Origin of the sequence: Roseovarius indicus, from assembly GCF_008728195.1 — a bacterium.
GTDB lineage: Bacteria > Pseudomonadota > Alphaproteobacteria > Rhodobacterales > Rhodobacteraceae > Roseovarius > Roseovarius indicus.
In genome coordinates this window covers 2,962,272-2,982,472 of the sequence record NZ_CP031598.1, presented here as the reverse complement: position 1 = coordinate 2,982,472, position 20,201 = coordinate 2,962,272, and the positions used below count along the sequence as shown (strand labels likewise).

Below are 20,201 nucleotides of genomic sequence, written 5' to 3'. Positions count from 1 at the left end.
TTTCCGGATCAGGGGTGATGGGCGCGGCCGGGGAGAGATGGGCAGTGCCTGTGTCAGTGGGAATTTCCTGAGCCGGGAATGTGGCGCGAATGTGGCGATTTCGTTGGCGTGCCATATTCGTGCCACAGTTTCATATCGACCTGTCACCAATGCAGCGGCTGCCGGGCATTGGTGCTGAAACGGAAACCGGGCCCCTGTTGCGGGTTGCGGAAACCGGGCGCGGAGGCCCGGTTTGACCGCTTATCTTTCGGGAATGAGGCCTCTTGGGCTGAACCGGAGCACGAGGATGAGAATCACCCCCATGGTCAGGAGCCGCATATGCGCGGCGCTGCCGATCAGGTGATCCTTGAGCGCGCTGCCATCGGCCAGGGGTGCGGTGATGGTCTGCATCAGCCAGAGGCCGATCGGTTCGACCTGCACCCAGAGGAACCAGATCAGGAAGCCGCCCAGCACGGCCCCGAAATTGTTGCCCGAGCCGCCGACGATGACCATCACCCAGATCAGGAAGGTGAAGCGCAGCGGCTGGTAGGAGGTGGGGATGAGCTGGCCGTCGAGCGTGGTCATCATCGCGCCGGCTATGCCGCAGCAGGCGGAACCCAGGATGAAGATCTGCAGGTGGCGGGCGGTGACGTCCTTGCCCATCGCCTCGGCTGCGACCTCGTTGTCGCGGATGGCGCGCATCATCCGGCCCCAGGGGCTGTTGAGGGCGAGCTGGGCGAGGACGAGGATGATCGCGAGGACGACGGCGAAGAGGGCGCCATAGCTGAGTTTGACGAAGAGCGAGGAGGCGGTGACCGGGTCGATGCCCATGCCCGAGGCGGTTTCGACGAAGCCCGGGTCGTTCTGCAGGTCGACCTCGTAGGGCACCGGGCGGGGCAGGCCCACCACGTTCTTGACCCCGCGTGCGAGCCAGTCTTCGTTCTTGAGGATGGCGAGGATGATCTCGGCGATGCCCAGCGTGGCGATGGCCAGGTAGTCGGAGCGCAGGCCGAGGGCCGATTTGCCGATGATCCAGGCCCCGCCCGCGGCGAGCAGGCCACCCACGGGCCAGGCCAGCAGCACGGGCAGGCCGAGCCCGCCGAGATAGCCGGTGCCGGCGGGGTTCACCGCCTCGACCGCGTCGACGCCCGGGTCGAAGACCGCACGATAGAGGAAGAAGCCGCCGACGAGGATGACCAGCACGATCAGGCCGCGCAGCTTCGATTTCGGCATGTACTTGAATGTCAGGGCGGCCGCGACGATGACGGCCGCGCCGGTCAGCAGGCCGGAGATCAGGCGCACGCCGCCGGCGGCCCAGGCTTCGGTGGTGGGCGGCATGGACACAAGCACGGTGGCCAGTCCGCCGAGCGCCACGAAGCCCATGACGCCGACGTTGAAGAGCCCGGCGAAGCCCCATTGCAGGTTCAGCCCCAGCGACATGATCGCCGAAATGAGCCCCATGTTCAGGATCAGGAGCGCGGTGGACCAGCTTTGGGCGAACCCCGTCAGCAGGATCAGCCCGGCCACGAAGGCGAACATGGCGGTGTTTTTCATCATATCGCTCATACCGCTTTCCCCCTGAAGAGGCCGGTGGGCCGGAAGAGAAGGACGATCAGCAGGATCACGAAGCTGACCGCGAACTTGTAGTCGGTGGACAGAAGCTGCACGAGGCCAGAGGGCTCGAGGCTTTCGGGCAGCATGTATTCCAGCACCTTCTTCCAGGCGTAGGTGATGAAGACCTCGGAAAAGGCGATGATGAACCCCCCGGCGATGGCGCCCAGCGGGCTGCCGAGGCCGCCGACGATGGCGCTGGCGAAGATCGGCAGCAGGAGCTGGAAATAGGTGAAGGGCTTGAAGCTCTTGTCGAGCCCGTAGAGCACGCCCGCCACGGTGGCCAGCGCCGCGACGATCAGCCAGGTGACCATGACCACGCGGTCGGGGCTGATGCCGGAAAGCAGGGCCAGGTCCTCGTTGTCGGAATAGGCGCGCATGCTCTTGCCGGTGCGGGTGCGGTTGAGGAACCAGAAGAGGAGCGCCACGACGATGACGGCGGTGACGACGGTGATGCCCTGGGTGGTCTTGAAGGCGAGCCCCTCTTCGAGGCCGGTCATCTCCTTGAAGTCGCGGGCGTTGATGATGAAGCGTTCACCGTCGGCGAAGCGCTGGTCGCCGGGGCCGATGATGAAGCGGACGAGCCCGTTCAGCACGAACATGACGCCGATCGAGACGATCACGAGGATCACCGGCTTGGCCTTCTGTTCGCGGTAGAAGCGATAGACCATGCGGTCGGTGACAAGTACCAGCGCCATGCAGGCGGCGATGCCGAAGGGCAGGGCCAGCAGCGCCGTGGGCAGGACGCCGAAGCCGAGGCCCATGGACTGGAACCACCAGGTGACGAGGATTGTGACCATCGTGCCGAAGGCCATGGTGTCGCCATGGGCGAAGTTGGAGAAGCGCAGGATGCCGTAGATCAGCGTCACGCCGAGCGCGCCAAGGGCCAGCTGGCTGCCATAGGCGATGGCGGGGATCAGCACGAAGTTGGAGAGCGCGACGATGGCGTTGAGGATGTCCATCAGAATAGCACCTGTTCACAAGAGTAGTCGGCGCGCACCCAGCCGCTGTCTTCCAGAGTCTGAGTTTCGTTTCCGGGCCTGTACACATGCGCTGTCCAGGTCACGCCGTCGGGGGTGGACAGGTAGTTCTGGCGGCCCACCTTCGACGAGGGCGCAGGTATGCCACCAAGGATCCAACGCCAGTCCTGGGGATGAAAGATGCCCCCGCTTGCCTGAGCCACCATCGGCCCCATGGCAAGATACTGAGGCGACCCGGCGACGCTCGAATGGGCAATTACGACTCGGGTATCCGCATTGACGCATTTCCTTGCCGTATCACAGGTCTGGGCTTCGGCACACTGGTAGATCGACAGCGTGTCCGTCGGTTGGTCAATCAGCGTTTCCAACGTGGCCGACAGGGCGGATTGGGTGGTGAGCAGAAGGGCAAAGGCCCCCGCCATGGAACGCGCGGTGGTACGGAGCGGGGTGGTCATGATGCGCTCCGGCCCTTGCGTGACAGCGACGTTATCCCGAAGAGCGGGGAGCCCGCGGAATTATCGGTTATCGACAAGTTATCCCCTGATTTGCCCACAGACCTGTGGAGGAAATATTGCATATGTGACAGCTCCTTGGTGGGCTGAACGGTCGAAACCTGTGGATAACGGCGTGGTCCCGTCATACCGCCTGTCCACCTCTCGTGCAGTCGCCGGAGGTGTATTCGTTGCCCTGAGACCCCATGTCGCCTTCGCCGCGGACCTCGCCGTCGGAGGCGACGAGGATGCGGCTGCCGTCGCGCAGGAAGTAGACGCGGGCGGCGTTGTCCTCGCGCAGGTTCTCGATCGGGCGGGGCTGACGGCGGCCGGCCTCTCGGACCACGACGCTGAACTTGTCGCGGCCCACGCGCTGAAGCACGAATTGCCAGTCGGGATTGCCCCATTTGCTTTGCAGGCGGCAGTTCCACATGTAGCTGTTGCCCAGCGAGGCGACCATCTGGGCGTGGCCGGTGGCCGAGCTTGATGCCGCGGTGGTGGGCGTGGTGTCGGTGCCCGCGCTGCGACAGCCGGCGACAGCGGCCAGAACGGCCAGCGTTGCAATGATCTTTCGCATTGTCATCCCCCCAGGAAACTCTTGCGCACCTCAGGGTCGGCGAGGAGTTCCTTGCCGGTCCCGGTATAGGCGTTGCGGCCCTGCACCATGACATAGCCCTTGTCGGCGATCTCGAGGGCCTGGCGGGCGTTCTGTTCGACCATCAGGATCGGGATGCCGGTGCGGCTGACCTCGATGATGCGGTCGAACAGTTCGTCCATGACGATCGGGCTGACGCCGGCGGTGGGTTCGTCGAGCATGAGCACTTTCGGTTTGGTCATCAGGGCGCGGCCGACGGCGACCTGCTGGCGCTGGCCGCCGGACAGCTCGCCGGCCGCCTGGCGCCGCTTTTCGCGCAGGATCGGGAACAGGTCATAGACCTGGTTCATCGTGCCGGAGATGTCGTCGGTGCGGATGAAGGCGCCCATCTCGAGGTTTTCCTCGACGGTCATCGAGGTGAAGATGTTGTTGTTCTGGGGCACGAAGCCCATGCCCTTGGCGACGCGGGCCTGAGGGCTCAGGCGCGAGATATCCTCGCCGTCGAGCCGCACATGGCCTTCGCGCAGGTCGAGCATGCCGAAGACGGCCTTCATCGCGGTCGACTTGCCGGCCCCGTTGGGGCCGACGATGACCGCGATCTCGCCCTTGTCGACGGCAATGGTGCAGTCGTGCAGGATGTCGGGGCCCGACTTGCCGTAGCCGCCGGTCATGGTGTCGCCGATCAGGAACGGGCCGCTGCCATCGGCCTTCACGGCCTCGCCGCTTTGGCGCAGGGGAATTTCGCCCGCCCCGTCGGGGTTGGCGATCGACCGGTCCTTGTTGCCGCGGTCATCCTGGTAAGCATTTTTTCCGCTCAAAGCGCGACCCCGGGGTCGGAGAAGGAAAAGCCCGAGATGAAGGTGCGATGCGTGGCCCGGGCGATGTCGTTATCGGTGACGCCGGGAGCCACGGTGATGAACTGCATGACCATGCCCTTGCGCACCATGTAGGAGTGCAGGAAGAGCACCTCGGTGCCGTTCGATTGGTAGCTGTAGAGGATCGTGCCGGCGGGTCGGTTCATCATGCCACCCTTGAGCGCGATCACGTCGAGAGAGCCGCCAAGTTTCTTGATCTGGCCGGAGACCTTCTTGAGGATGGCCGACTGTACGTCCTTGTCGCGGAGCGCCTTGGTGCCCGTCATCTCGACGATCAGCTTGCCGATGCTGTTGTCGCCGCGCTGATAGACGGCTGTCGCCTCGGCCACCGCGCGGCCCAGCCGCGACCAGCCGCTCTCCTCGCCGCAGAATTCGATGCGGTCGGTCAGTTGTTCACATGTTTCGGTCGATGCCGGTTCCGCCGTCCCTTGCGTTGCCGTCGCCAGTCCGATTGAAAGTGCAAGTGCCGTGATGCAGTGCTTCATGCCTGTGTCCCCATCATGTCCTTGTTTTTCAGTCCCGTGCCGAGATAGGCCTCGATGACTTGCTCGTTGGCCTTGATGTCGTCCAATGTGCCCTCGGCCAGCACCTTTCCCTCTGCCATGCAGATCACCGGGTCGCAGATGCGGCCGATGAAATCCATGTCGTGTTCGATCACCACGAAGGTGTAGTTGCGTTCCTTGTTCAGCTGCACGATCGCGTCGGCGATGGTGTTGAGCAGGGTGCGGTTCACCCCAGCGCCGACCTCGTCGAGAAAGACGATGCGGGCGTCGACCATCATGGTGCGCCCGAGTTCCAGCAGCTTTTTCTGACCGCCCGAAACCTGGCCGGCCTTGTGGTCGGCGAGGTGTTCGATGGTGAGGAATTCGAGAACCTCGTCGGCCTTGGCGCGCAGGGCGCGTTCCTCGTCGGCGATGCGCTTGCGGCCGAACCAGGTGTTCCAGAGCCGCTCTCCCGACTGGTCGCCGGGCACCATCATCAGGTTCTCGCGGCAGGTCATCGAGCTGAATTCGTGGGCGATCTGGAAGGTGCGCAGCAGGCCCTTGTGGAACAGGTCATGCGGCGGCAGGCCGGTGATATCTTCGCCGGCCATGGTGACACGGCCGGACGTTGGTTGAAGAACGCCCGCGATCACGTTGAAAAGAGTTGTTTTTCCGGCGCCATTAGGTCCGATCAAGCCGGTGATCGAACCTTGCTGGATGGTCATGCTCGCGCCATCGACGGCATGGAACCCGCCGAAATGCTTGTGAACGTCATCGACGACGATCATGTGTGTCCCCCGGGGGCTTTTGCCCCTCCGTTCGTTGGATCGGCCCCGGGCGTGCCCGGGACCGGTCTTTTTGTCCCTCTACGGCTGGATCAGCGGAATTTGACCGTGGTGATCTCGCCGTCCTTGAATTCGATCTCGCGGTAGTTGCCGGCCGATTCCCCGGGGCCGATCAGTTCCACCGCGGTCGCGCCGACGTAGTCGATGTCGCCGCCCTCGGCAATGATGTCGAGCGCCTTGCCAAGCTCACCGGGGAAGATTTTCTCGCCCGGGGCGTTGGCCACGTCCATCACGTGTTCCTTGTAGTCGGCGGATTCGACGGAGCCGGCCGCTTGCATCGCCAACATGATGAGCGCCGCGGCGTCATAGCTTTCCGGTGCGAAGGGCGAGGTGGCCTCGAAGCTGTCGCCGACCATTTCCTCAAACTTGGCCACGCCGGGGCTGTCGGTGCCCGGGTGCTGGCCGGTGGAGCCGTCGACCTCGGAGCCGAAATTGGCTTCGAGCTGCGAGCCGATCATGCCGTCGGGGAAGTGGAAGGTGTCGAAGGCACCGGAGTCGAGCGCCGCACGCACGATGCCGCTGCCGCCCTGGTCGACATAGCCCGCCACGACCAGACGGTCGCCGCCGGCGGAGGCCAGTGCGCCCACCTCGGCCGAGTAGTCGGCCTTGCCGTCTTCGTGGGCGGCGTTGATGGTGATCGTGCCGCCGGCTTCCTCGAAGGCGGCCGCGAAGCTGTCGGCTAGGCCCTTGCCGTAGTCGTTGTTGGTGTAGGTCACCGCGACCTCTTCGATGCCACGCTCCATCAGGATCTCGGTCATCACGACGCCCTGGCGGGCATCCGAGGGGGCGGTGCGGAAGAAGAGGCCGTCATCTTCGGCGGTCGAGAGCGCCGGCGAGGTGGCCGAGGGCGAGATCATCACGACGCCATTCGGCACGGCCGCGTTCGACAGGATGGCGCCGGTGACGCCGGAACAGTCGGCGCCCATGATGCCCTTGACCCCTTCGGAGGTGATCAGGCGTTCGGCAGCCGCCGTCGCCGCGCCTGCGTCGATGCAGGTGCTGTCGGCGCGGACCGGTGAGACGGTCATCCCGTCGAGCAGCTTGCCGCTTTCGCTGACTTCCGACATCGCCAACTCTGCGCCGGCCGCCATGTGCGGGGTCAGAGATTCAATCGGGCCGGTGAAGCCGAGGATGATACCGATCTTGACTTCGCTGTCCTGGGCCCAGGCGGCGCCTGCACCCAGAGCGAGTGCCGTGGTCGTCGCGAGTAGTTTCTTCATGTCTGTCTCTCCCTGTTGAACAGTACGTTCTGGGGGCTGAGCCTATTTGACTGATATGGAAAAGCAAGGGGATATCCCGCCGCAAGAGCGCGTGGACGTGATTTGACGTAAGGGCACGGCGCCCCATTTTTTAAGGTGGTTAAAAGGAACAGGAGCAGTCTGATGAGAGTGTTGAGACATGGCGGCCTTGTGGCCGCCTTCTGCGCGTGGGCCGGAGTTGCGGGTGCCCTTGACAGCAGTGCCGGTGCGTTGAGCGTCTCGACGGTTGCGGATGGGCTCGAGGAGCCGTGGGCGATCGGGTTTCTGCCCGGGGGTGGCGTGCTGGTCACCGAGCGGGCCGGGCGGCTGAAACTGGTCGAGAATGGCCAAGTGGCCGAGGTGGCCGGTGTCGGCGAGGTGCAGGCCCGCGGGCAGGGCGGCCTGCTGGATGTGCTGGTGCCGCGCGACTTTGCCCGGACCCGGACCTTGTTCTTCAGCTATTCCAAGCCGCAGGATGGTGGCGCCGGTACGGCGGTGGCCAAGGCGCAGTTGTCGCCCGACGGGGCGCGGCTGAGCCGGTGGGAGGTGATTTTCGAGATGGAGCCGGGCTCGCGCGGCGGGCGGCATTTCGGCTCGCGGATCGTGGAGGCGCCCGATGGCACTTTGTTCGTGACCGTGGGCGAGCGCGGCGACCGGCCCTCGGCGCAGGATCTGTCGCGCGAGAACGGGTCGGTGGTGCACATCACGAAGGATGGCGCGGTGCCCTCGGAAAACCCGTTCGCAGATCGGGAGGGCGCGCAGCCCGAGATCTGGTCATACGGGCACCGCAATGCGCAGGGCGCGGCGCTGGATGCCTCTGGCCAGCTTTGGGTTGTCGAGCATGGCGCGCGGGGCGGCGACGAGGTGAACCGGGTGGAAAAGGGCGCCAATTACGGCTGGCCGGTGATTTCCTACGGGGTTCACTATTCGGGCGGGAAAATTGGTGAGGGCACGCACAAGGAAGGGATGGAGCAGCCCGTGCATTACTGGGACCCGTCGATCGCGCCGTCGGGGATGATGATCTATTCGGGCAAGCTCTGGCCCGAGTGGGAGGGCGATTTCTTCGTGGGCTCGCTGAAGTTCAACATGATCTCGCGGCTGTCGGGCGATCCGCTGGAAGAGGTCGAGCGGATCGAGGGGCCCGAGACGTTGCGTGTGCGCGATATCCGGGAAGGGCCGGAGGGGGCGATCTGGTTCCTGTCGGTTGGCGAGGGGGCATTGTACCGGGTGACGCCGTGATGGGTGCGAAATCTTGAAAAGATTTCTGTCCGCTTTCTTTTCAAGAAAGCGGGGCGTTGCGTAAAAGTAATGAATTCAGAGGCTTAGACCGAAAGCCGGGTCGATTGGGAGCCGCGCTCACGATAAGGCGTGGTGTTGTAGTGTGAGCGGTAACACTTGGAGAAGTGCGAGGGGCTGGCGAACCCGCAGGCCAGCGCCACGTTGATCACGGTCATGTCGGTCTGCATCAGCAGGTTGCGGGCCTTTTGAAGCCGCAGTTCCATGTAGTAGCGCTTGGGCGAGCGGTTGAGGTAGCGCCGGAACAGCCGTTCTAGCTGACGCGTCGACATGCCGACATCCTTGGCGAGGATGGCGGGGCTGATCGGTTCCTCGATATTGGCCTCCATCATCTGGATGACCTGGCTGAGCTTGGGGTGGCGCACACCGATACGGGTGGGAACCGACAGGCGCTGGGTGTCCTGGTCGGTGCGGATCGAGGCGTAGATCATCTGGTCGGCCACGGCATTGGCGAGCTTGTCGCCCTGTTCGTCGGCGATGATCTTGAGCATTAGGTCGATGGAGGAGGTGCCCCCCGCGGTCGACATGCGGCTGCCGTCGATCACGAAGACCGACTTGGTCAGTTCTACCTCGTCGAATTCCTCGGTGAAGCTGTCATGGTTTTCCCAGTGGATGGTCGCTTTCTTGCCATCGAGCAGGCCGGCGCGCGCCATCACGTAGCTTGCCGTGCAGAGACCGCCCACGCGTAGGCCGCGGCGGGCCTCGCGGCGCAGCCAGTTCAGCAGCTTCTTGGTGGTCGCCTGCTGGATATCGGTGCCGCCGCAGATCAGCATCGTGTCGTCACGGCTGAGCTCTTCGAGAGGCATGTCGAGATGGAACCGCGTGCCGGCGGAACAGCCGACGGTGTCGCCGGATTCGCCGGTGGTCACCCATGTATACAGGGTTTTGTCGGCCATACGGTTCGCGATCCGCAGGCAATCGAGGGCCGCGGCAAAGCTGAGCAGGGAGAAGTTTTCGAGAAGAACGAAAACGAAACGTCTGGGTGCGCCCTGCGCCTTCACCTCGACTTTGCCAGTCTCAACCTGCATGGCGACGATTCTCCGCGACCTGGCGTCATGGAATTGCGTCTTTTCACGAAAGTGTTGCAATTGACAAGACCGTCATACACCAAAAACGACATCCTGCCGATACTTCGTCTCTGGCCTCGGCGGACCGCCTCCTGTATAGACGGGCCTCGTTTTCTGGTTGCGGAGAGAGAAAATGGCTGATTGGCACAAATCCGACTGGCGCAGCAAGCCCCGGGTCCAGATGCCGGAGTATACCGATGCCGGCGCTTTGCAGGCCGTGGAGGCACGGCTGTCGCAATTTCCTCCGCTGGTCTTTGCGGGTGAGGCGCGCAAGCTCAAACGGCAGCTTGGGGCTGCCGGGCGGGGCGAAGCGTTCCTGCTGCAGGGCGGTGATTGTGCCGAGGCGTTCGACCAGTTTTCGGCCGATGCCATTCGCGACACGTTCAAGGTCATGCTGCAGATGGCGATGGTGCTGACCTATGGCGCCAAGGTGCCGGTCATCAAGGTGGGCCGGATGGCGGGCCAGTTCGCCAAGCCGCGCTCGGCTCCGACCGAGGTGGTCGATGGCGTCGAGCTGCCCAGCTATCGCGGCGACATCATCAACGAGCTTCCCTTTACCGCCGAGGCGCGCATTCCCGACCCGCAGAAGATGCTGCAGGCCTATACGCAGGCGGCGGCGACGCTGAACCTGTTGCGGGCGTTCTCGACCGGTGGTTATGCCGATGTGCACCAGGTGCATGCCTGGACGCTGGGCTTTACCGAGGGCGAGAAGGCCGAGCGGTATCGCGACATGGCCAACCGGATCAGCGACACGCTCGATTTCATGAAGGCGGCCGGCATCGACAGCGCCAATGCGCCGACGCTGCAATCGGTGGATTTCTACACCTCGCACGAGGGGCTGCTGCTGGAATACGAAGAGGCATTGTGCCGGCTCGATTCCACCTCCGGCAAGTGGCTGGCGGGTTCGGGTCACATGATCTGGATCGGCGACCGCACGCGGCAGCCGGACGGGGCGCATGTGGAATTCGCCCGGGGCGTGCTGAACCCGATCGGCCTCAAGTGCGGTCCGACGATGGATACGGACGACCTCAAGCGCCTTCTGGCCACGCTGAACCCCGACAACGAAGAGGGGCGGCTGACGCTGATCGCGCGGTTCGGTGCGGGCAAAGCGGGCGAGCATCTGCCGCGGCTGATCAGGACGGTGCAGGAAGAGGGCGCCAACGTGGTCTGGGTCTGCGACCCGATGCATGGCAACACGATCAAGTCGGCCAGCGGGTTCAAGACCCGGCCGTTCGACGCGGTGCTGCGCGAGGTGCAGGAGTTCTTTGCCGTTCACCGGTCGGAAGGCACCACGCCGGGCGGCGTGCATTTCGAGATGACGGGGCAGGACGTGACCGAATGCACCGGCGGCGTCCGCGCGGTGCTGGAGGAGAACCTGTCGGATCGGTATCACACGGCGTGCGATCCGCGGCTCAATGCGTCGCAGGCGCTGGAGCTGGCGTTCCTCGTGGCCGAGGAGCTCTCGGCGCTGCGCGAGGCGCGGGCGGATGTGAAGGTGGGCTGAGCTTCGCGTTCACCGATTTTTTGGAAGGCCGGCGGTTGCGCCGGCCTTTTTCGTTTGGGTCAGAGGCCGACCATGGCGCGGATATCGGCGGGGGATTTACCCTCGTCGCGGTAGGTGGCGATGGCGCGGGCATCGTCGCGCTTGGCGAGGCGCTTGCCATGCTCGTCGCGGATGAGGCGGTGGTGGTGATAGGTCGGGGTGGGGAGGTCAAGCAGGCGTTGAAGCAGGACGTGGATCTGTGTGGCGGAGTAGAGATCCTGGCCCCGGATCACGTGGGTGATGGCCTGATCGGCATCGTCGCAGACGATCGACAGGTGGTAGGAGGCGCCCATGCCGGTGCGGGCGAGGGCCACATCGCCGACGTTTGTGACCATGTCGGCGGGTTCGATGTGGCCGGTTTCGCCGCTGGGGCCGGTGCCGGTTTCCTCGAAGGTGATCGGGCTGTCGACCTCGGCCAAGGCGCGGCGCATGTCGAGGCGCAGGGGCGTGTCGGGCATGGGGCCGGTGGGCGGCGTGTCCGGGCGGCAGGTGCCGGGATAGATCAGACCGTCGGGCCCGTGCAGCGGCGCGCCTTCCTGCGGGGCGGAGGCGGCGGCGCGGATATCGGCGCGGGTGCAGGTGCAGGGGTAGAGCAGGCCGCGGTTCCAAAGCTGTTCGAGCGCCTTGCGATAGGTGGGCAGCCGCTCTGACTGGCGCCAGACGGGTTGCGGCCAGTCGATGCCGAGCCAGGCGAGGTCGTCGAAAATCTGGATTTCCCAGGATCTGCGGCTGCGGCTCTGGTCGATGTCGTCGATGCGGAGGTGGAAGGTGCCGCTGGCCGCCTTTGCCATGTCATGGGCAAGTAGCGCCGAGTAAGCGTGCCCGAGATGCAACGGGCCCGTCGGCGACGGGGCAAAGCGTGTGGCGAATTTCACGCCTTTTCAATGACGTAGACGTTGCACTTCAGGTTGAGGCCAGGCAGGTGCGGCCCGTATTTCTTGAAGCGCAGATGGGCGGCGCCGCAGTCGAGCCATTCGTTGAGCGCCGCCTCGAAGCGCGGGTCGGCGAGGGCGTGGTCATTGAGGCTGAGCCCCAGCAGGCCGCCCTTGGGCAGCGCCTTCATCAGCATCCCGAAGGTCGAGGCGGGCGCGGCGCCGGTGCCGATCACGCCGGTGGCGGTGATGGCGCTGTAGGCGTCTTTCGGGACAGGCGCGGTTTCCTTGACGTCGAGCACGGTAAGCGAGCGGTAGACGCCTTTCTTGCGGGCGCCGTCGACCATTTCGGGGCTCGGGTCCATTCCGTCGATGGTCGAGAACCCGGCCAGTTTCAGCGCAAGGCCCGACAGCCCGGTGCCGCAGCCGAAATCGAGGATCGGCGCATCGGAATCGGGGACATGCTTGAACATGGCTTCTGCCACGCGGCCGGGGGTGGCGTAGCCGTTTTCGGCAATTTCCGCGTCGTAGGTCGAGGCCCACGCATCGTAGAGCGCCTGAGTTCCCTCAGGCGTCGACGCATCGTAGACCCGGTCCAAAAATTTCTCACCCATGGGGTGAGCAAATCACACGGGCTCGCTTTCGTCCAGTGGGCATTGCGCGAGCCAGTCGGACCAAGCGGCTTTTGCCCGGTCGGTATAGGCCTTGTAGCGGTCGCGCCGGCCGCGGCGCCCGCCTTTCAGGCCGTCGACGGGGCGGAAAAGGCCGAAATTGACGTTCATCGGTTGGAAGGTCTTGGCCTCGGCGCCGCCGGTGATGTGGTGGATGAGCGCGCCCATGGCGCTGTCCTGCGGCGGGGCGGGGACGTCCTTGCCCAGAAGCTCGGCGGCGGCGAGGCGGCCGGCGAGCAGGCCCATGGCGGCGGATTCGACATAGCCCTCGACGCCTGTGATCTGGCCGGCGAAGCGGATGTTGGGCCGGGCGCGCAGGCGCATCTGGGCGTCGAGCAGCGTGGGGGAGTTGAGGAAGGTGTTGCGGTGAATGCCGCCGAGGCGGGCGAATGCCGCGTTCTCCAGCCCGGGAATCATCTTGAAAACAGAGGTTTGTGCGCCGTACTTCATCTTGGTCTGGAAGCCCACGATGTTGTAGAGCGTACCGAGCGCGTTGTCGCGGCGGAGCTGGACGACGGCGTGCGCCTTGACATCCGGCTGATGCGGGTTGGTCAGGCCCACCGGTTTCATCGGCCCGTGGCGCAGGGTTTCGCGGCCGCGTTCGGCCATCACCTCGATGGGCAGGCAGCCGTCGAAATACTGGGCGGTCTCGCCCTCGTGGAACTCTGTCTTCTCAGCCGCGAGGAGCGCGTCGATGAAGGCCTCGTACTGGTCGCGGTCCATCGGGCAGTTGAGGTAGGCGGTGCGCTCTTCCTCGGTATCGCCCTTGTCGTAGCGCGACTGCATCCACGCCTTGTCCATGTCGATCGTGTCGAAATAGACGATGGGGGCGATGGCGTCGAAGAAGGCCAGCGCGGTGGAGCCGGTTTCGCGGGCGATGGACTGGCCCAGTTTTTCGGAGGTGAGCGGGCCGGTGGCGAAGATCCACTGGCCGTCATCGGGCAGGTCGGTGATCTCGCCGGTCTCGACGCTGACATTCGGGTGGGCGCGCAGGCGGTCGGTGACGGCGCGGGCGAACGGATCGCGGTCGACGGCCAGGGCGCCGCCCGCGGGCAGGCGGTGGGCATCGGCCATTTCCATGATCAGCCCGCCGGCCTTGCGCATTTCCCAATGCAGCAGGCCCACGGCGTTCTGCTCGTCGTCATCCGAGCGGAAGGAGTTCGAGCAGACCATCTCGGCCAGGTCGCCGGTGCGGTGGGCGAAGGTGCCGACCTGCGGGCGCATTTCGTGAATGACCACGTTGACGCCCATGCGGGCGGCCTGCCACGCGGCTTCCGATCCGGCCATTCCGCCGCCGACGATATGAAGTGTCTTGTCCATGAAGGGCGATCTAGGCGATTGCCGGGCGTTTGGAAAGGGTCAGTAATCCGACACGGTGGCGGTGTCGCCGTGATCCATCGGGCCGGTGTCGACCGGAAGGCCGGAGGGCACGGTGTACGGCGCGCCGAGCCTGCCGTGGGAGGCGCGCGGGTCTTCCAGCGCGGCAAGGAAGGCGATGATGGCCTGTATCTCGTCATCTCGGAGGTAGAGCGGCTCGAGCTCGACGGACATGGCGATGCGCAGCATCTCGTCGAAATCGTCAAGAGCGGCGGTGTCGGGGATATCGACCTCGACTTCGGGGAGAAGGGCCTTTTCGACCTTGTACTGGGCCAGCCATGTCAGGGGGTCGAGATGGTGCCGGATGATGTCTTCAAGTTCGCCATAGGCGCCATTGTGGCCGTAGGGCGCGGTGATGGTCACGTTGCGAAGCGAGGGTGTTCGGAAGAAATAGGCGTCTTTCGGGTCGCCGGTGACGCCGGCGCGGCCGTGGTCGGCATAGCCGCCGGGCCCGTGGCCCTTGCCGGGGCCGACGGGCGGAAGGCCGAGCGCATGGAACCCGTGATCGGTCTGGAAAAGGCCGGTATGGCAGGTCGCGCATTGGGCCTTGCCGTAGAAGAGCGACATGCCGCGCTTCTGATCGTTCGAGAGCGCGGCGTCGTCGCCGCGCAGGAATTCGTCGAACGGGCTGTCGACCGAGCGGAACTCGAAGGCGATGAAATCGCCGATGACCTGGCCGATGTCGGAGATGTGCAGGCTGTCGGCGTTGCCCTTGAGCCAGGCGAAGCGCTGGCGGTATTCGGGGATGGCGGCGACACGGTCGGTCAGCATCTGCCACGCGCCGGCGGGGCCGTGCACATTGCCGGCATTGACCGCGTCGGCGATCTCGTTCTCACCGGGTTGGCCGGCCATCTCGTCATGTGAGGTGATGGGCAGGGCGGCCTGTGCCGCGAGCGGCGTGCCCGCCGCGCGTTCCAGCGTGAAATCCGGGGGCATCCTGATGCCGAAACGTGCCGACGGGTCCCGCTCGACGCGGCCGTCGTGAAAGAGCGTGGTAAATTCCGCCGCGCCGAGATTGAAGAGGGCCGGTGCGTTGCGGGGCACCCGAGCGCGGGGCAGGTTGGCTGGGTCGGGGATGCGTTCCTTGCCGAGGCCGATGCCGCCTTCGCCGATGGACAGGGACATCTCGTCGCCGCTGGCCAGGGCCGGATGGTGACAGGTGGCGCAGGAGATGTTGCGGTTGCCCGACAGGATCGGGTCGAAGAACAGGTCGCGGCCCAAGAGGACGGACTCGGCCGAGGGGGTGGGGAAGGTATCGTGGCGCGCGGGTTCGGGCAGGCCGGCCGCGGTCGCGACGCCTGCGTGAAGGCTCAGCAGCCCGGCAAACACCCAAGGCTTCGGCACGACAGCATCCCCGAATTATACAATCAAAAAGGCTACTTAATGAATTGCGGCAAAAATAGGGCAAAAATTGAAAAACTCCGACGCGGCGCCGGAAACAATGCCCAAGCTATTGGCCCCCTTGGAAAAAACTGGCGAAAGGGGGTGCGTTACTGGGTCCAGTCCGGGGGGCGCTTCTCGATGAACGCGTTGATGCCTTCCTCGGTGTCGCGGTCGAGCATGTTCTCGACCATCACGTCGCGGGTGTAGTCATAGGCGTCGTCGAGTCCCATTTCGAGCTGCTGGTAGAAGGCCTGTTTGCCGATCTTGACGGCGCTTCCCAGTTTGGAGGCGAGCGTTTCGGCAAGCTCCATGGCCGCGTCGTCGAGCTGGTCGGCGGGGACGGCACGGTTGATGAGGCCGAGGGCGATGGCACGGTCGGGTTCGATGAATTCGCCGGTGGTCAGCATCTCGAAGGCCTGTTTGCGGGGGATGTTGCGGCTGAGCGCGACCATCGGGGTGGAGCAGAAGAGGCCGATATTGACGCCGTTGACGCCGAACCGTGTCCCTTCGGCCGCGACGGCTAGGTCGCAGGAGGCGACAAGCTGGCAGCCGGCGGCGGTGGCGATGCCGTGGGGCTTGGCGATCACCGGCTGGGGCAGGCTGCGGATCGCGGTCATGACTTTCGAGCAGCGGGTGAAGAGATCGGCGAAATAGGCCTTGCCGCCATCCTCGGCCTGCCGGCCCTGGGTCATCTCCTTCAGGTCGTGGCCGGCACAGAAGGCCTTGCCGGCGCCGCCGAGGATCACGGCGCGAATGCTGCGGTCTTCTCGGAGCGCGTCGAACTCCTCCTGCAATGCGGCGAGCATCGCGTCGGACAGCGCATTCAGCTTTTCGGGGGCATTCAGGGTCAGCCGGGCGATGGCACCCTGATCTTCGCGGATGAGAATTGGCATCTTGTCTCTCCCATGACGTTGTGATCCTTCTTAAAGCCCATCGCCCTGGGAGAAAAGTATGAGCCTGAAAATGACCGCCGAAGAAATTGCCGGTTACCTTGCGGAGGTGTTCCCGCAGGTGGACGGGCAGTTCACCATCGAAGAGCTGGGGGAAATGCGGGTGCGGGTGCGCCTGCATGTCGACGAGGCGCATTTGCGCCCGGGCGGCACGGTGTCCGGTCCGTCGGTCTTCGCCCTGGCGGACGTGTCGGTCTACATCGCCATCCTGGGGATGATAGGCCTTGAGGGCATGACCGTCACGACGAACTGTTCGATCGACTTCATGCGCAAACCGGCCTCGAATACCGACCTGATCGCCGAATGCCGGCTGCTCAAGCTGGGCCGGGTGCTGGCGGTTGGTGAGGTTTTGATCTTTTCCGACGGGGGAGAGCATCCCGTGGCGCGGGCGAGCTTGACATATTCGATTCCGCCGAAAGACTGACACCATGCTGAGACGTATGGTTTCCCTTTTCGCGTTGGCCCCGGCGATTTTGCCGGGGGCGGCGTTCGCCTGTGCCTGTTGCGCAGATCCCGGCACCCGTTTCGAACAGGATGTCACTCGCGGCAACTGGGAGGTGGGGGAGATTTCACGGCTTGAGCCGACGAGCCCCGCGCGGCTTTACCTGACGGCTTGCGGCATGGAATGCGTGGTGGGCATCGAAGACCCGCAGCCGACCTATTCGGTCGCGTTCGATGTGAGCGAAAACGGGGTCACCTTCACGCTGGGGCAGGGCGATGGTGCGCTGACCTTTCCGTGGCCTGACGCCTACACGTGGTTCGGCGCCGATACCGCGCTGACCGGCGAAGGGGAGACGTCGCTTTACACGGAGCTGCGCTTTCGCGGAACGGTGGCGGGCACGGGCCGCTTTGCCAACGAGGGTCCGACCGAGGCGGAACTGGTGCTGTCGGGGCAGGGCAACCGTTGTATCACGGCGCAGTCCTTCGATGCGTGGTCGCTGACGGTCTATGACGAGACGACCCAGTACCGCCTGTTCGGGACGCTCGACGGATATTAACAAAAAAAGGGGCCGGAGACATGGCTCCGGCCCATCAGGAAGAGGCACGTTACGGGGAACTGTCACGGCCTCCAGAACGGTTTGGTCCTTTCGATGCGCGCATCGTCTTCGGTCAGGCCGACGTCACGCAACAGATGGGGTGGCAGCTGTTTGAGCTGGGTGCGCGTGCGGTGGCGGTGTTGCCAGAGGAGCGCCACGCGGACCGAGCGCGCAACCCATGCCGTCAGAAACGGCACGCGGGGGGCGCGGCGGGACAGGTGCGATGAAACCATGCGATCCGATTGTGTCAAGGCGGACATGGCGAACTCCTCTTTTGTGTTGATACAATTTCTGCTTTGTGCAAGGCTAACGTAACAATCGAGCGCAGGTGACGCGAGGAAAACATTGTGACTGATACAATTTGGCCGCCGGATTTCGCCGAAGCGACGGAATCGAAGTACATTGTGTTGATACAATCGATGCGGACGGCCATTCGGTCCGGCGTGCTGGACCAGGGGTACAAGATGCCGCCGGTGCGGGAACTGGCCTGGCAATTGGGGATCACCCCCGGCACCGTGGCCCGCGCCTACAAGATGGCGGCCGAGGAGGGGTTGGTCGAAACCGCGGTCGGGCGGGGGACCTTCGTGTCGGGCGGCATGGTGAAAGATGAGCCGACGCCACCGCCGCTCATTCATCCGCTGGCGGCCGAAGGGGTCGATTTCAGGGCTATCCGGGTGCCGAATTCCGGCCAGGATGCGGTGATCCGGCGGATCATGGCGGGCATGGCCGAGCGTGGCACGAGCGACATGATCGACTATCCCACGCCTGAAACGGATTACGAAGCGCGCGATGCCGTGACCGGCTGGATCGAGCCGGAACGGGCGGGGCGGTTCGGCCCGGATGACGTGATCCTGGGGCTCGGTGCGCAGAACGCGGTCAACGTGGTGCTGCAGGCCGTGCTGCATGGGACGACGCCGGTGATCATGACCGAGGAACTGGCTTACCCCGGATGGCGCCATGCCGCGCGGCTTCTCAGGGCCGAGATCGTCGGGATCGAGATGGATGACGAGGGTATCCGCCCGGACCGGTTCGAGGAGGCGCTGCGCAAGCATGGCGGGCAGGTGCTGATCACGGCCGCCGAGGTGCAGAGCCCGACCACGACCCGCACCACGCTGGCCCGGCGGCAGGAGATTGCGCGGCTGGCGCGGAAATACCAGGTGCAGATCATCGAGGATGATTGTCACTGCATCACGCGGCCCGACATCCCGAATTACCGGGCGCTTTGCCCCGAGCGGGGCTGGTATGTTTCGTCGCTGACAAAGGCGGTGTCGGCGGCTGTCCGGTTCGGGTTCATCATTGCCCCGGAAGAGCAGGCGGGCCGGGCGCGGCAGGTGGCGCAATCGACTTTCTACGGGTTGCCGCAACCGATGCTCGACCTGTGTGCCGAGCTGATTACCTCGGGCGAGGCCGAGCGGTTCCGCGCGATGACGGAGGCGCGGGTGCTGCAACGGGTCAAGTCGGCGGTGAACCTCCTTGGCCAGTGGGATATCCGGTGGCGGCCGGACGTGCCGTTCATCTGGCTGCGCTTGCCGCAGGGCTGGCGGGGGTCGAGCTTCGCCCGGGCCTGTGGCGAAAGAGGCATTCGCATCAAGGCGGCGGACGAGTTTTCCCTTCCCGAGGGGCGCGCGCCGCACGCCGTGCGCGTGGGGCTGAACCCGAACATCTCGGAGCGTGAATTCGAGAAGGCCCTGTCGACCTTGTCGGGCCTTCTGGCCGCGCCGCCGGTGAGTGTCGACCTCTGAAGTTGGGGTAAAATGATACCTATTTTGTAAGCCATTGTTTTGGCTTTATTAATTGGAGTTCATCGCGCTTGACTGTGCTGAGTATTCGCGTAGAAAGCGCGGATCGAATATCACCCCAAAAGGGAAGAAACTCCATGAAGACCTATTCTGCAACACCGGCAGATATCGACAAGAAATGGATCCTGATCGATGCCGAGGGCGTCGTTCTGGGCCGTCTTGCGTCGATCGTTGCCACCCGCCTGCGCGGCAAGCACAAGGCGAGCTTCACGCCCAACATGGACATGGGCGACAACGTGATCATCATCAATGCCGACAAGGTTCAGCTGACCGGCAAGAAGCGCGACAAGCCGAACTACTGGCACACCGGCTACCCGGGCGGCATCAAATCCCGCACCACCGGGCAGATCCTGGAAGGCGCGCATCCCGAGCGCGTGGTTTCGCAGGCCGTCAAGCGCATGCTGCCCGGCAACCGCCTGGCCCGCCAGCAGATGACCAACCTGCGCATCTATGCCGGCGCCGAGCATCCGCACGAGGCCCAGCAGCCTGAAGTGCTGGACGTGAAGAACATGAACTCGAAGAACACCCGGGTGGCTTACTGATGACCGAAGAAATCAAATCCCTCGAAGGGCTGGAAGCCGTTGCTGAAGGCACCGGCGCCCCCGTCGCAGAAGAGACCATCTCGCGCGAACCCGTTCGTGACGAGCTTGGCCGTTCGTATGCCACCGGCAAACGGAAAGACGCCGTGGCCCGTGTCTGGATCAAGCCGGGCTCCGGCAAGGTGCAGGTGAACGGCAAGACCATGGACAAGTACTTTGCCCGCCCGGTGCTGCAGATGATCCTGCGCCAGCCGTTCTCGGTGGCCGGTGTCGAAGACGAGTTCGACGTGATGGCAACCGTCACCGGCGGTGGTCTTTCGGGCCAGGCCGGGGCGGTCAAGCACGGTATCTCGAAAGCCCTGCAACTCTACGATCCGGCCCTGCGCCCCGCGCTTAAGGCCGCCGGCTTCCTGACCCGCGACAGCCGCGTGGTGGAACGCAAGAAGTTCGGCCGCCGCAAGGCCCGCCGGAGCTTCCAGTTCTCGAAGCGCTGATCGGTTCGATATATGTTTATGGAAAGCGCGGCTTTGGCCGCGCTTTTCTTTTTTGGGCGTCGGATATTGCCGCGGTC

Annotated in this window: 22 protein-coding genes; 7 read left to right on the top strand and 15 right to left on the bottom strand. The window is 64.6% G+C overall.

The window, feature by feature from the left end; translation table 11 throughout:
* Window positions 1–240: 240 nt before the first annotated feature.
* The 8 genes from RIdsm_RS14175 to RIdsm_RS14140 form a co-directional block, all read right to left on the bottom strand.
* Window positions 241–1,545 (bottom strand): branched-chain amino acid ABC transporter permease, encoded by a 1,305-nt coding sequence (locus tag RIdsm_RS14175; RefSeq protein ID WP_057815180.1) that lies wholly within the window; start codon window positions 1,543–1,545, stop codon window positions 241–243.
* The gene (locus RIdsm_RS14170) at window positions 1,542–2,552 is read right to left on the bottom strand and encodes a branched-chain amino acid ABC transporter permease (protein ID WP_057815182.1); all 1,011 of its coding nucleotides are present in this window, start codon (window positions 2,550–2,552) and stop codon (window positions 1,542–1,544) included. Before RIdsm_RS14170 ends, RIdsm_RS14175 begins: the two co-directional genes overlap by 4 nt.
* The gene (locus RIdsm_RS14165) at window positions 2,552–3,025 is read right to left on the bottom strand and encodes a hypothetical protein (RefSeq protein WP_057815184.1); all 474 of its coding nucleotides are present in this window, start codon (window positions 3,023–3,025) and stop codon (window positions 2,552–2,554) included. The genes RIdsm_RS14170 and RIdsm_RS14165 overlap by 1 nt, the downstream gene beginning before the upstream one ends.
* A gap of 181 nt (window positions 3,026–3,206) precedes the next feature.
* On the bottom strand, window positions 3,207–3,638 hold the full coding sequence (locus RIdsm_RS14160; RefSeq protein ID WP_057815186.1) for a hypothetical protein: 432 nt from the start codon (window positions 3,636–3,638) through the stop codon (window positions 3,207–3,209).
* A 2-nt stretch (window positions 3,639–3,640) separates the two neighbouring features.
* Window positions 3,641–4,474 (bottom strand): ABC transporter ATP-binding protein, encoded by an 834-nt coding sequence (locus tag RIdsm_RS14155; protein WP_074939717.1) that lies wholly within the window; start codon window positions 4,472–4,474, stop codon window positions 3,641–3,643.
* Window positions 4,471–5,016, bottom strand: a complete 546-nt coding sequence (locus RIdsm_RS14150) for a hypothetical protein (protein WP_057815188.1) — start codon at window positions 5,014–5,016, stop codon at window positions 4,471–4,473. The genes RIdsm_RS14155 and RIdsm_RS14150 overlap by 4 nt, the downstream gene beginning before the upstream one ends.
* Entirely contained in the window at window positions 5,013–5,801 is a 789-nt protein-coding gene (locus RIdsm_RS14145; protein ID WP_057815190.1) for an ABC transporter ATP-binding protein, read from the bottom strand. Before RIdsm_RS14145 ends, RIdsm_RS14150 begins: the two co-directional genes overlap by 4 nt.
* Before the next feature lie 89 nt (window positions 5,802–5,890).
* The gene (locus RIdsm_RS14140) at window positions 5,891–7,078 is read right to left on the bottom strand and encodes an ABC transporter substrate-binding protein (protein ID WP_057815191.1); all 1,188 of its coding nucleotides are present in this window, start codon (window positions 7,076–7,078) and stop codon (window positions 5,891–5,893) included.
* Between the two features lie 162 nt (window positions 7,079–7,240).
* Here RIdsm_RS14140 and RIdsm_RS14135 point away from each other — a divergent pair, with 162 nt between their 5' ends.
* A complete protein-coding gene (locus RIdsm_RS14135; protein ID WP_057815193.1) occupies window positions 7,241–8,335 on the top strand; it encodes a PQQ-dependent sugar dehydrogenase in 1,095 nt (364 codons plus the stop codon).
* Between the two features lie 83 nt (window positions 8,336–8,418).
* On the opposite strand, the gene RIdsm_RS14130 is transcribed toward RIdsm_RS14135, so the two are convergent.
* Entirely contained in the window at window positions 8,419–9,420 is a 1,002-nt protein-coding gene (locus tag RIdsm_RS14130; RefSeq protein ID WP_057815195.1) for a GlxA family transcriptional regulator, read from the bottom strand.
* Between the two features lie 172 nt (window positions 9,421–9,592).
* Here RIdsm_RS14130 and RIdsm_RS14125 point away from each other — a divergent pair, with 172 nt between their 5' ends.
* Window positions 9,593–10,963, top strand: a complete 1,371-nt coding sequence (locus tag RIdsm_RS14125) for a class II 3-deoxy-7-phosphoheptulonate synthase (RefSeq protein ID WP_057815197.1) — start codon at window positions 9,593–9,595, stop codon at window positions 10,961–10,963.
* 59 nt (window positions 10,964–11,022) lie between these two features.
* On the opposite strand, the gene gluQRS is transcribed toward RIdsm_RS14125, so the two are convergent.
* The 5 genes from gluQRS to RIdsm_RS14100 form a co-directional block, all read right to left on the bottom strand.
* Window positions 11,023–11,877 (bottom strand): tRNA glutamyl-Q(34) synthetase GluQRS, encoded by an 855-nt coding sequence (gene gluQRS, locus RIdsm_RS14120; RefSeq protein WP_057815199.1) that lies wholly within the window; start codon window positions 11,875–11,877, stop codon window positions 11,023–11,025.
* Entirely contained in the window at window positions 11,874–12,488 is a 615-nt protein-coding gene (locus tag RIdsm_RS14115) for a class I SAM-dependent DNA methyltransferase (protein WP_057815200.1), read from the bottom strand. Before RIdsm_RS14115 ends, gluQRS begins: the two co-directional genes overlap by 4 nt.
* Window positions 12,489–12,500: 12 nt before the next feature.
* On the bottom strand, window positions 12,501–13,865 hold the full coding sequence (gene trmFO / locus RIdsm_RS14110) for a methylenetetrahydrofolate--tRNA-(uracil(54)-C(5))-methyltransferase (FADH(2)-oxidizing) TrmFO (RefSeq protein WP_057815203.1): 1,365 nt from the start codon (window positions 13,863–13,865) through the stop codon (window positions 12,501–12,503).
* Window positions 13,866–13,904: 39 nt separating this feature from the next.
* Entirely contained in the window at window positions 13,905–15,266 is a 1,362-nt protein-coding gene (locus RIdsm_RS14105; RefSeq protein WP_143100324.1) for a cytochrome-c peroxidase, read from the bottom strand.
* A gap of 146 nt (window positions 15,267–15,412) precedes the next feature.
* Window positions 15,413–16,198: an enoyl-CoA hydratase gene (locus RIdsm_RS14100; protein WP_057815207.1), complete on the bottom strand. Its 786-nt coding sequence runs from the start codon at window positions 16,196–16,198 to the stop codon at window positions 15,413–15,415.
* Between the two features lie 58 nt (window positions 16,199–16,256).
* Between RIdsm_RS14100 and RIdsm_RS14095 the strand changes: the two genes are divergently transcribed.
* Both RIdsm_RS14095 and RIdsm_RS14090 read left to right on the top strand, forming a co-directional pair.
* A complete protein-coding gene (locus tag RIdsm_RS14095; protein ID WP_057815210.1) occupies window positions 16,257–16,679 on the top strand; it encodes a PaaI family thioesterase in 423 nt (140 codons plus the stop codon).
* A gap of 4 nt (window positions 16,680–16,683) precedes the next feature.
* A complete protein-coding gene (locus tag RIdsm_RS14090) occupies window positions 16,684–17,253 on the top strand; it encodes a hypothetical protein (RefSeq protein ID WP_143100325.1) in 570 nt (189 codons plus the stop codon).
* A 62-nt stretch (window positions 17,254–17,315) separates the two neighbouring features.
* Here the strand turns inward: RIdsm_RS14090 and RIdsm_RS14085 are convergent, their stop codons facing one another.
* Entirely contained in the window at window positions 17,316–17,552 is a 237-nt protein-coding gene (locus RIdsm_RS14085; protein WP_057815213.1) for a DUF1127 domain-containing protein, read from the bottom strand.
* 159 nt (window positions 17,553–17,711) lie between these two features.
* On the opposite strand from RIdsm_RS14085, the gene RIdsm_RS14080 reads away from it, so the two are divergent.
* The 3 genes from RIdsm_RS14080 (at window position 17,712) to rpsI (ending at window position 20,124) form a co-directional block, all read left to right on the top strand.
* Window positions 17,712–19,034, top strand: coding sequence for an aminotransferase-like domain-containing protein (locus tag RIdsm_RS14080; protein ID WP_082647362.1), 1,323 nt, complete (start codon window positions 17,712–17,714; stop codon window positions 19,032–19,034).
* 134 nt (window positions 19,035–19,168) lie between these two features.
* Window positions 19,169–19,633, top strand: a complete 465-nt coding sequence (gene rplM / locus RIdsm_RS14075) for a 50S ribosomal protein L13 (protein ID WP_057815217.1) — start codon at window positions 19,169–19,171, stop codon at window positions 19,631–19,633.
* The gene (gene rpsI, locus RIdsm_RS14070; RefSeq protein ID WP_057815219.1) at window positions 19,633–20,124 is read left to right on the top strand and encodes a 30S ribosomal protein S9; all 492 of its coding nucleotides are present in this window, start codon (window positions 19,633–19,635) and stop codon (window positions 20,122–20,124) included. The genes rplM and rpsI overlap by 1 nt, the downstream gene beginning before the upstream one ends.
* The last annotated feature ends 77 nt before the right edge of the window (window positions 20,125–20,201 follow it).

Excerpts from the sequence above, each read along its gene's own strand:
- RIdsm_RS14125 (WP_057815197.1), top strand. The coding sequence starts at position 9,593 with ATGGCTGATTGGCACAAATCCGACTGGCGCAGCAAGCCCCGGGTCCAG.
- RIdsm_RS14170 (WP_057815182.1), bottom strand. The coding sequence starts at position 2,552 with ATGGACATCCTCAACGCCATCGTCGCGCTCTCCAACTTCGTGCTGATC.
- RIdsm_RS14085 (WP_057815213.1), bottom strand. The coding sequence starts at position 17,552 with ATGTCCGCCTTGACACAATCGGATCGCATGGTTTCATCGCACCTGTCC.
- RIdsm_RS14135 (WP_057815193.1), top strand. The coding sequence starts at position 7,241 with ATGAGAGTGTTGAGACATGGCGGCCTTGTGGCCGCCTTCTGCGCGTGG.
- RIdsm_RS14100 (WP_057815207.1), bottom strand. The coding sequence starts at position 16,198 with ATGCCAATTCTCATCCGCGAAGATCAGGGTGCCATCGCCCGGCTGACC.
- rplM (WP_057815217.1), top strand. The coding sequence starts at position 19,169 with ATGAAGACCTATTCTGCAACACCGGCAGATATCGACAAGAAATGGATC.
- trmFO (WP_057815203.1), bottom strand. The coding sequence starts at position 13,865 with ATGGACAAGACACTTCATATCGTCGGCGGCGGAATGGCCGGATCGGAA.
- RIdsm_RS14130 (WP_057815195.1), bottom strand. The coding sequence starts at position 9,420 with ATGCAGGTTGAGACTGGCAAAGTCGAGGTGAAGGCGCAGGGCGCACCC.
- RIdsm_RS14145 (WP_057815190.1), bottom strand. The coding sequence starts at position 5,801 with ATGATCGTCGTCGATGACGTTCACAAGCATTTCGGCGGGTTCCATGCC.
- RIdsm_RS14140 (WP_057815191.1), bottom strand. The coding sequence starts at position 7,078 with ATGAAGAAACTACTCGCGACGACCACGGCACTCGCTCTGGGTGCAGGC.
- RIdsm_RS14160 (WP_057815186.1), bottom strand. The coding sequence starts at position 3,638 with ATGCGAAAGATCATTGCAACGCTGGCCGTTCTGGCCGCTGTCGCCGGC.
- RIdsm_RS14165 (WP_057815184.1), bottom strand. The coding sequence starts at position 3,025 with ATGACCACCCCGCTCCGTACCACCGCGCGTTCCATGGCGGGGGCCTTT.
- RIdsm_RS14095 (WP_057815210.1), top strand. The coding sequence starts at position 16,257 with ATGAGCCTGAAAATGACCGCCGAAGAAATTGCCGGTTACCTTGCGGAG.
- RIdsm_RS14090 (WP_143100325.1), top strand. The coding sequence starts at position 16,684 with ATGCTGAGACGTATGGTTTCCCTTTTCGCGTTGGCCCCGGCGATTTTG.
- RIdsm_RS14150 (WP_057815188.1), bottom strand. The coding sequence starts at position 5,016 with ATGAAGCACTGCATCACGGCACTTGCACTTTCAATCGGACTGGCGACG.
- RIdsm_RS14115 (WP_057815200.1), bottom strand. The coding sequence starts at position 12,488 with ATGGGTGAGAAATTTTTGGACCGGGTCTACGATGCGTCGACGCCTGAG.
- RIdsm_RS14080 (WP_082647362.1), top strand. The coding sequence starts at position 17,712 with ATGCGGACGGCCATTCGGTCCGGCGTGCTGGACCAGGGGTACAAGATG.
- rpsI (WP_057815219.1), top strand. The coding sequence starts at position 19,633 with ATGACCGAAGAAATCAAATCCCTCGAAGGGCTGGAAGCCGTTGCTGAA.
- RIdsm_RS14175 (WP_057815180.1), bottom strand. The coding sequence starts at position 1,545 with ATGAGCGATATGATGAAAAACACCGCCATGTTCGCCTTCGTGGCCGGG.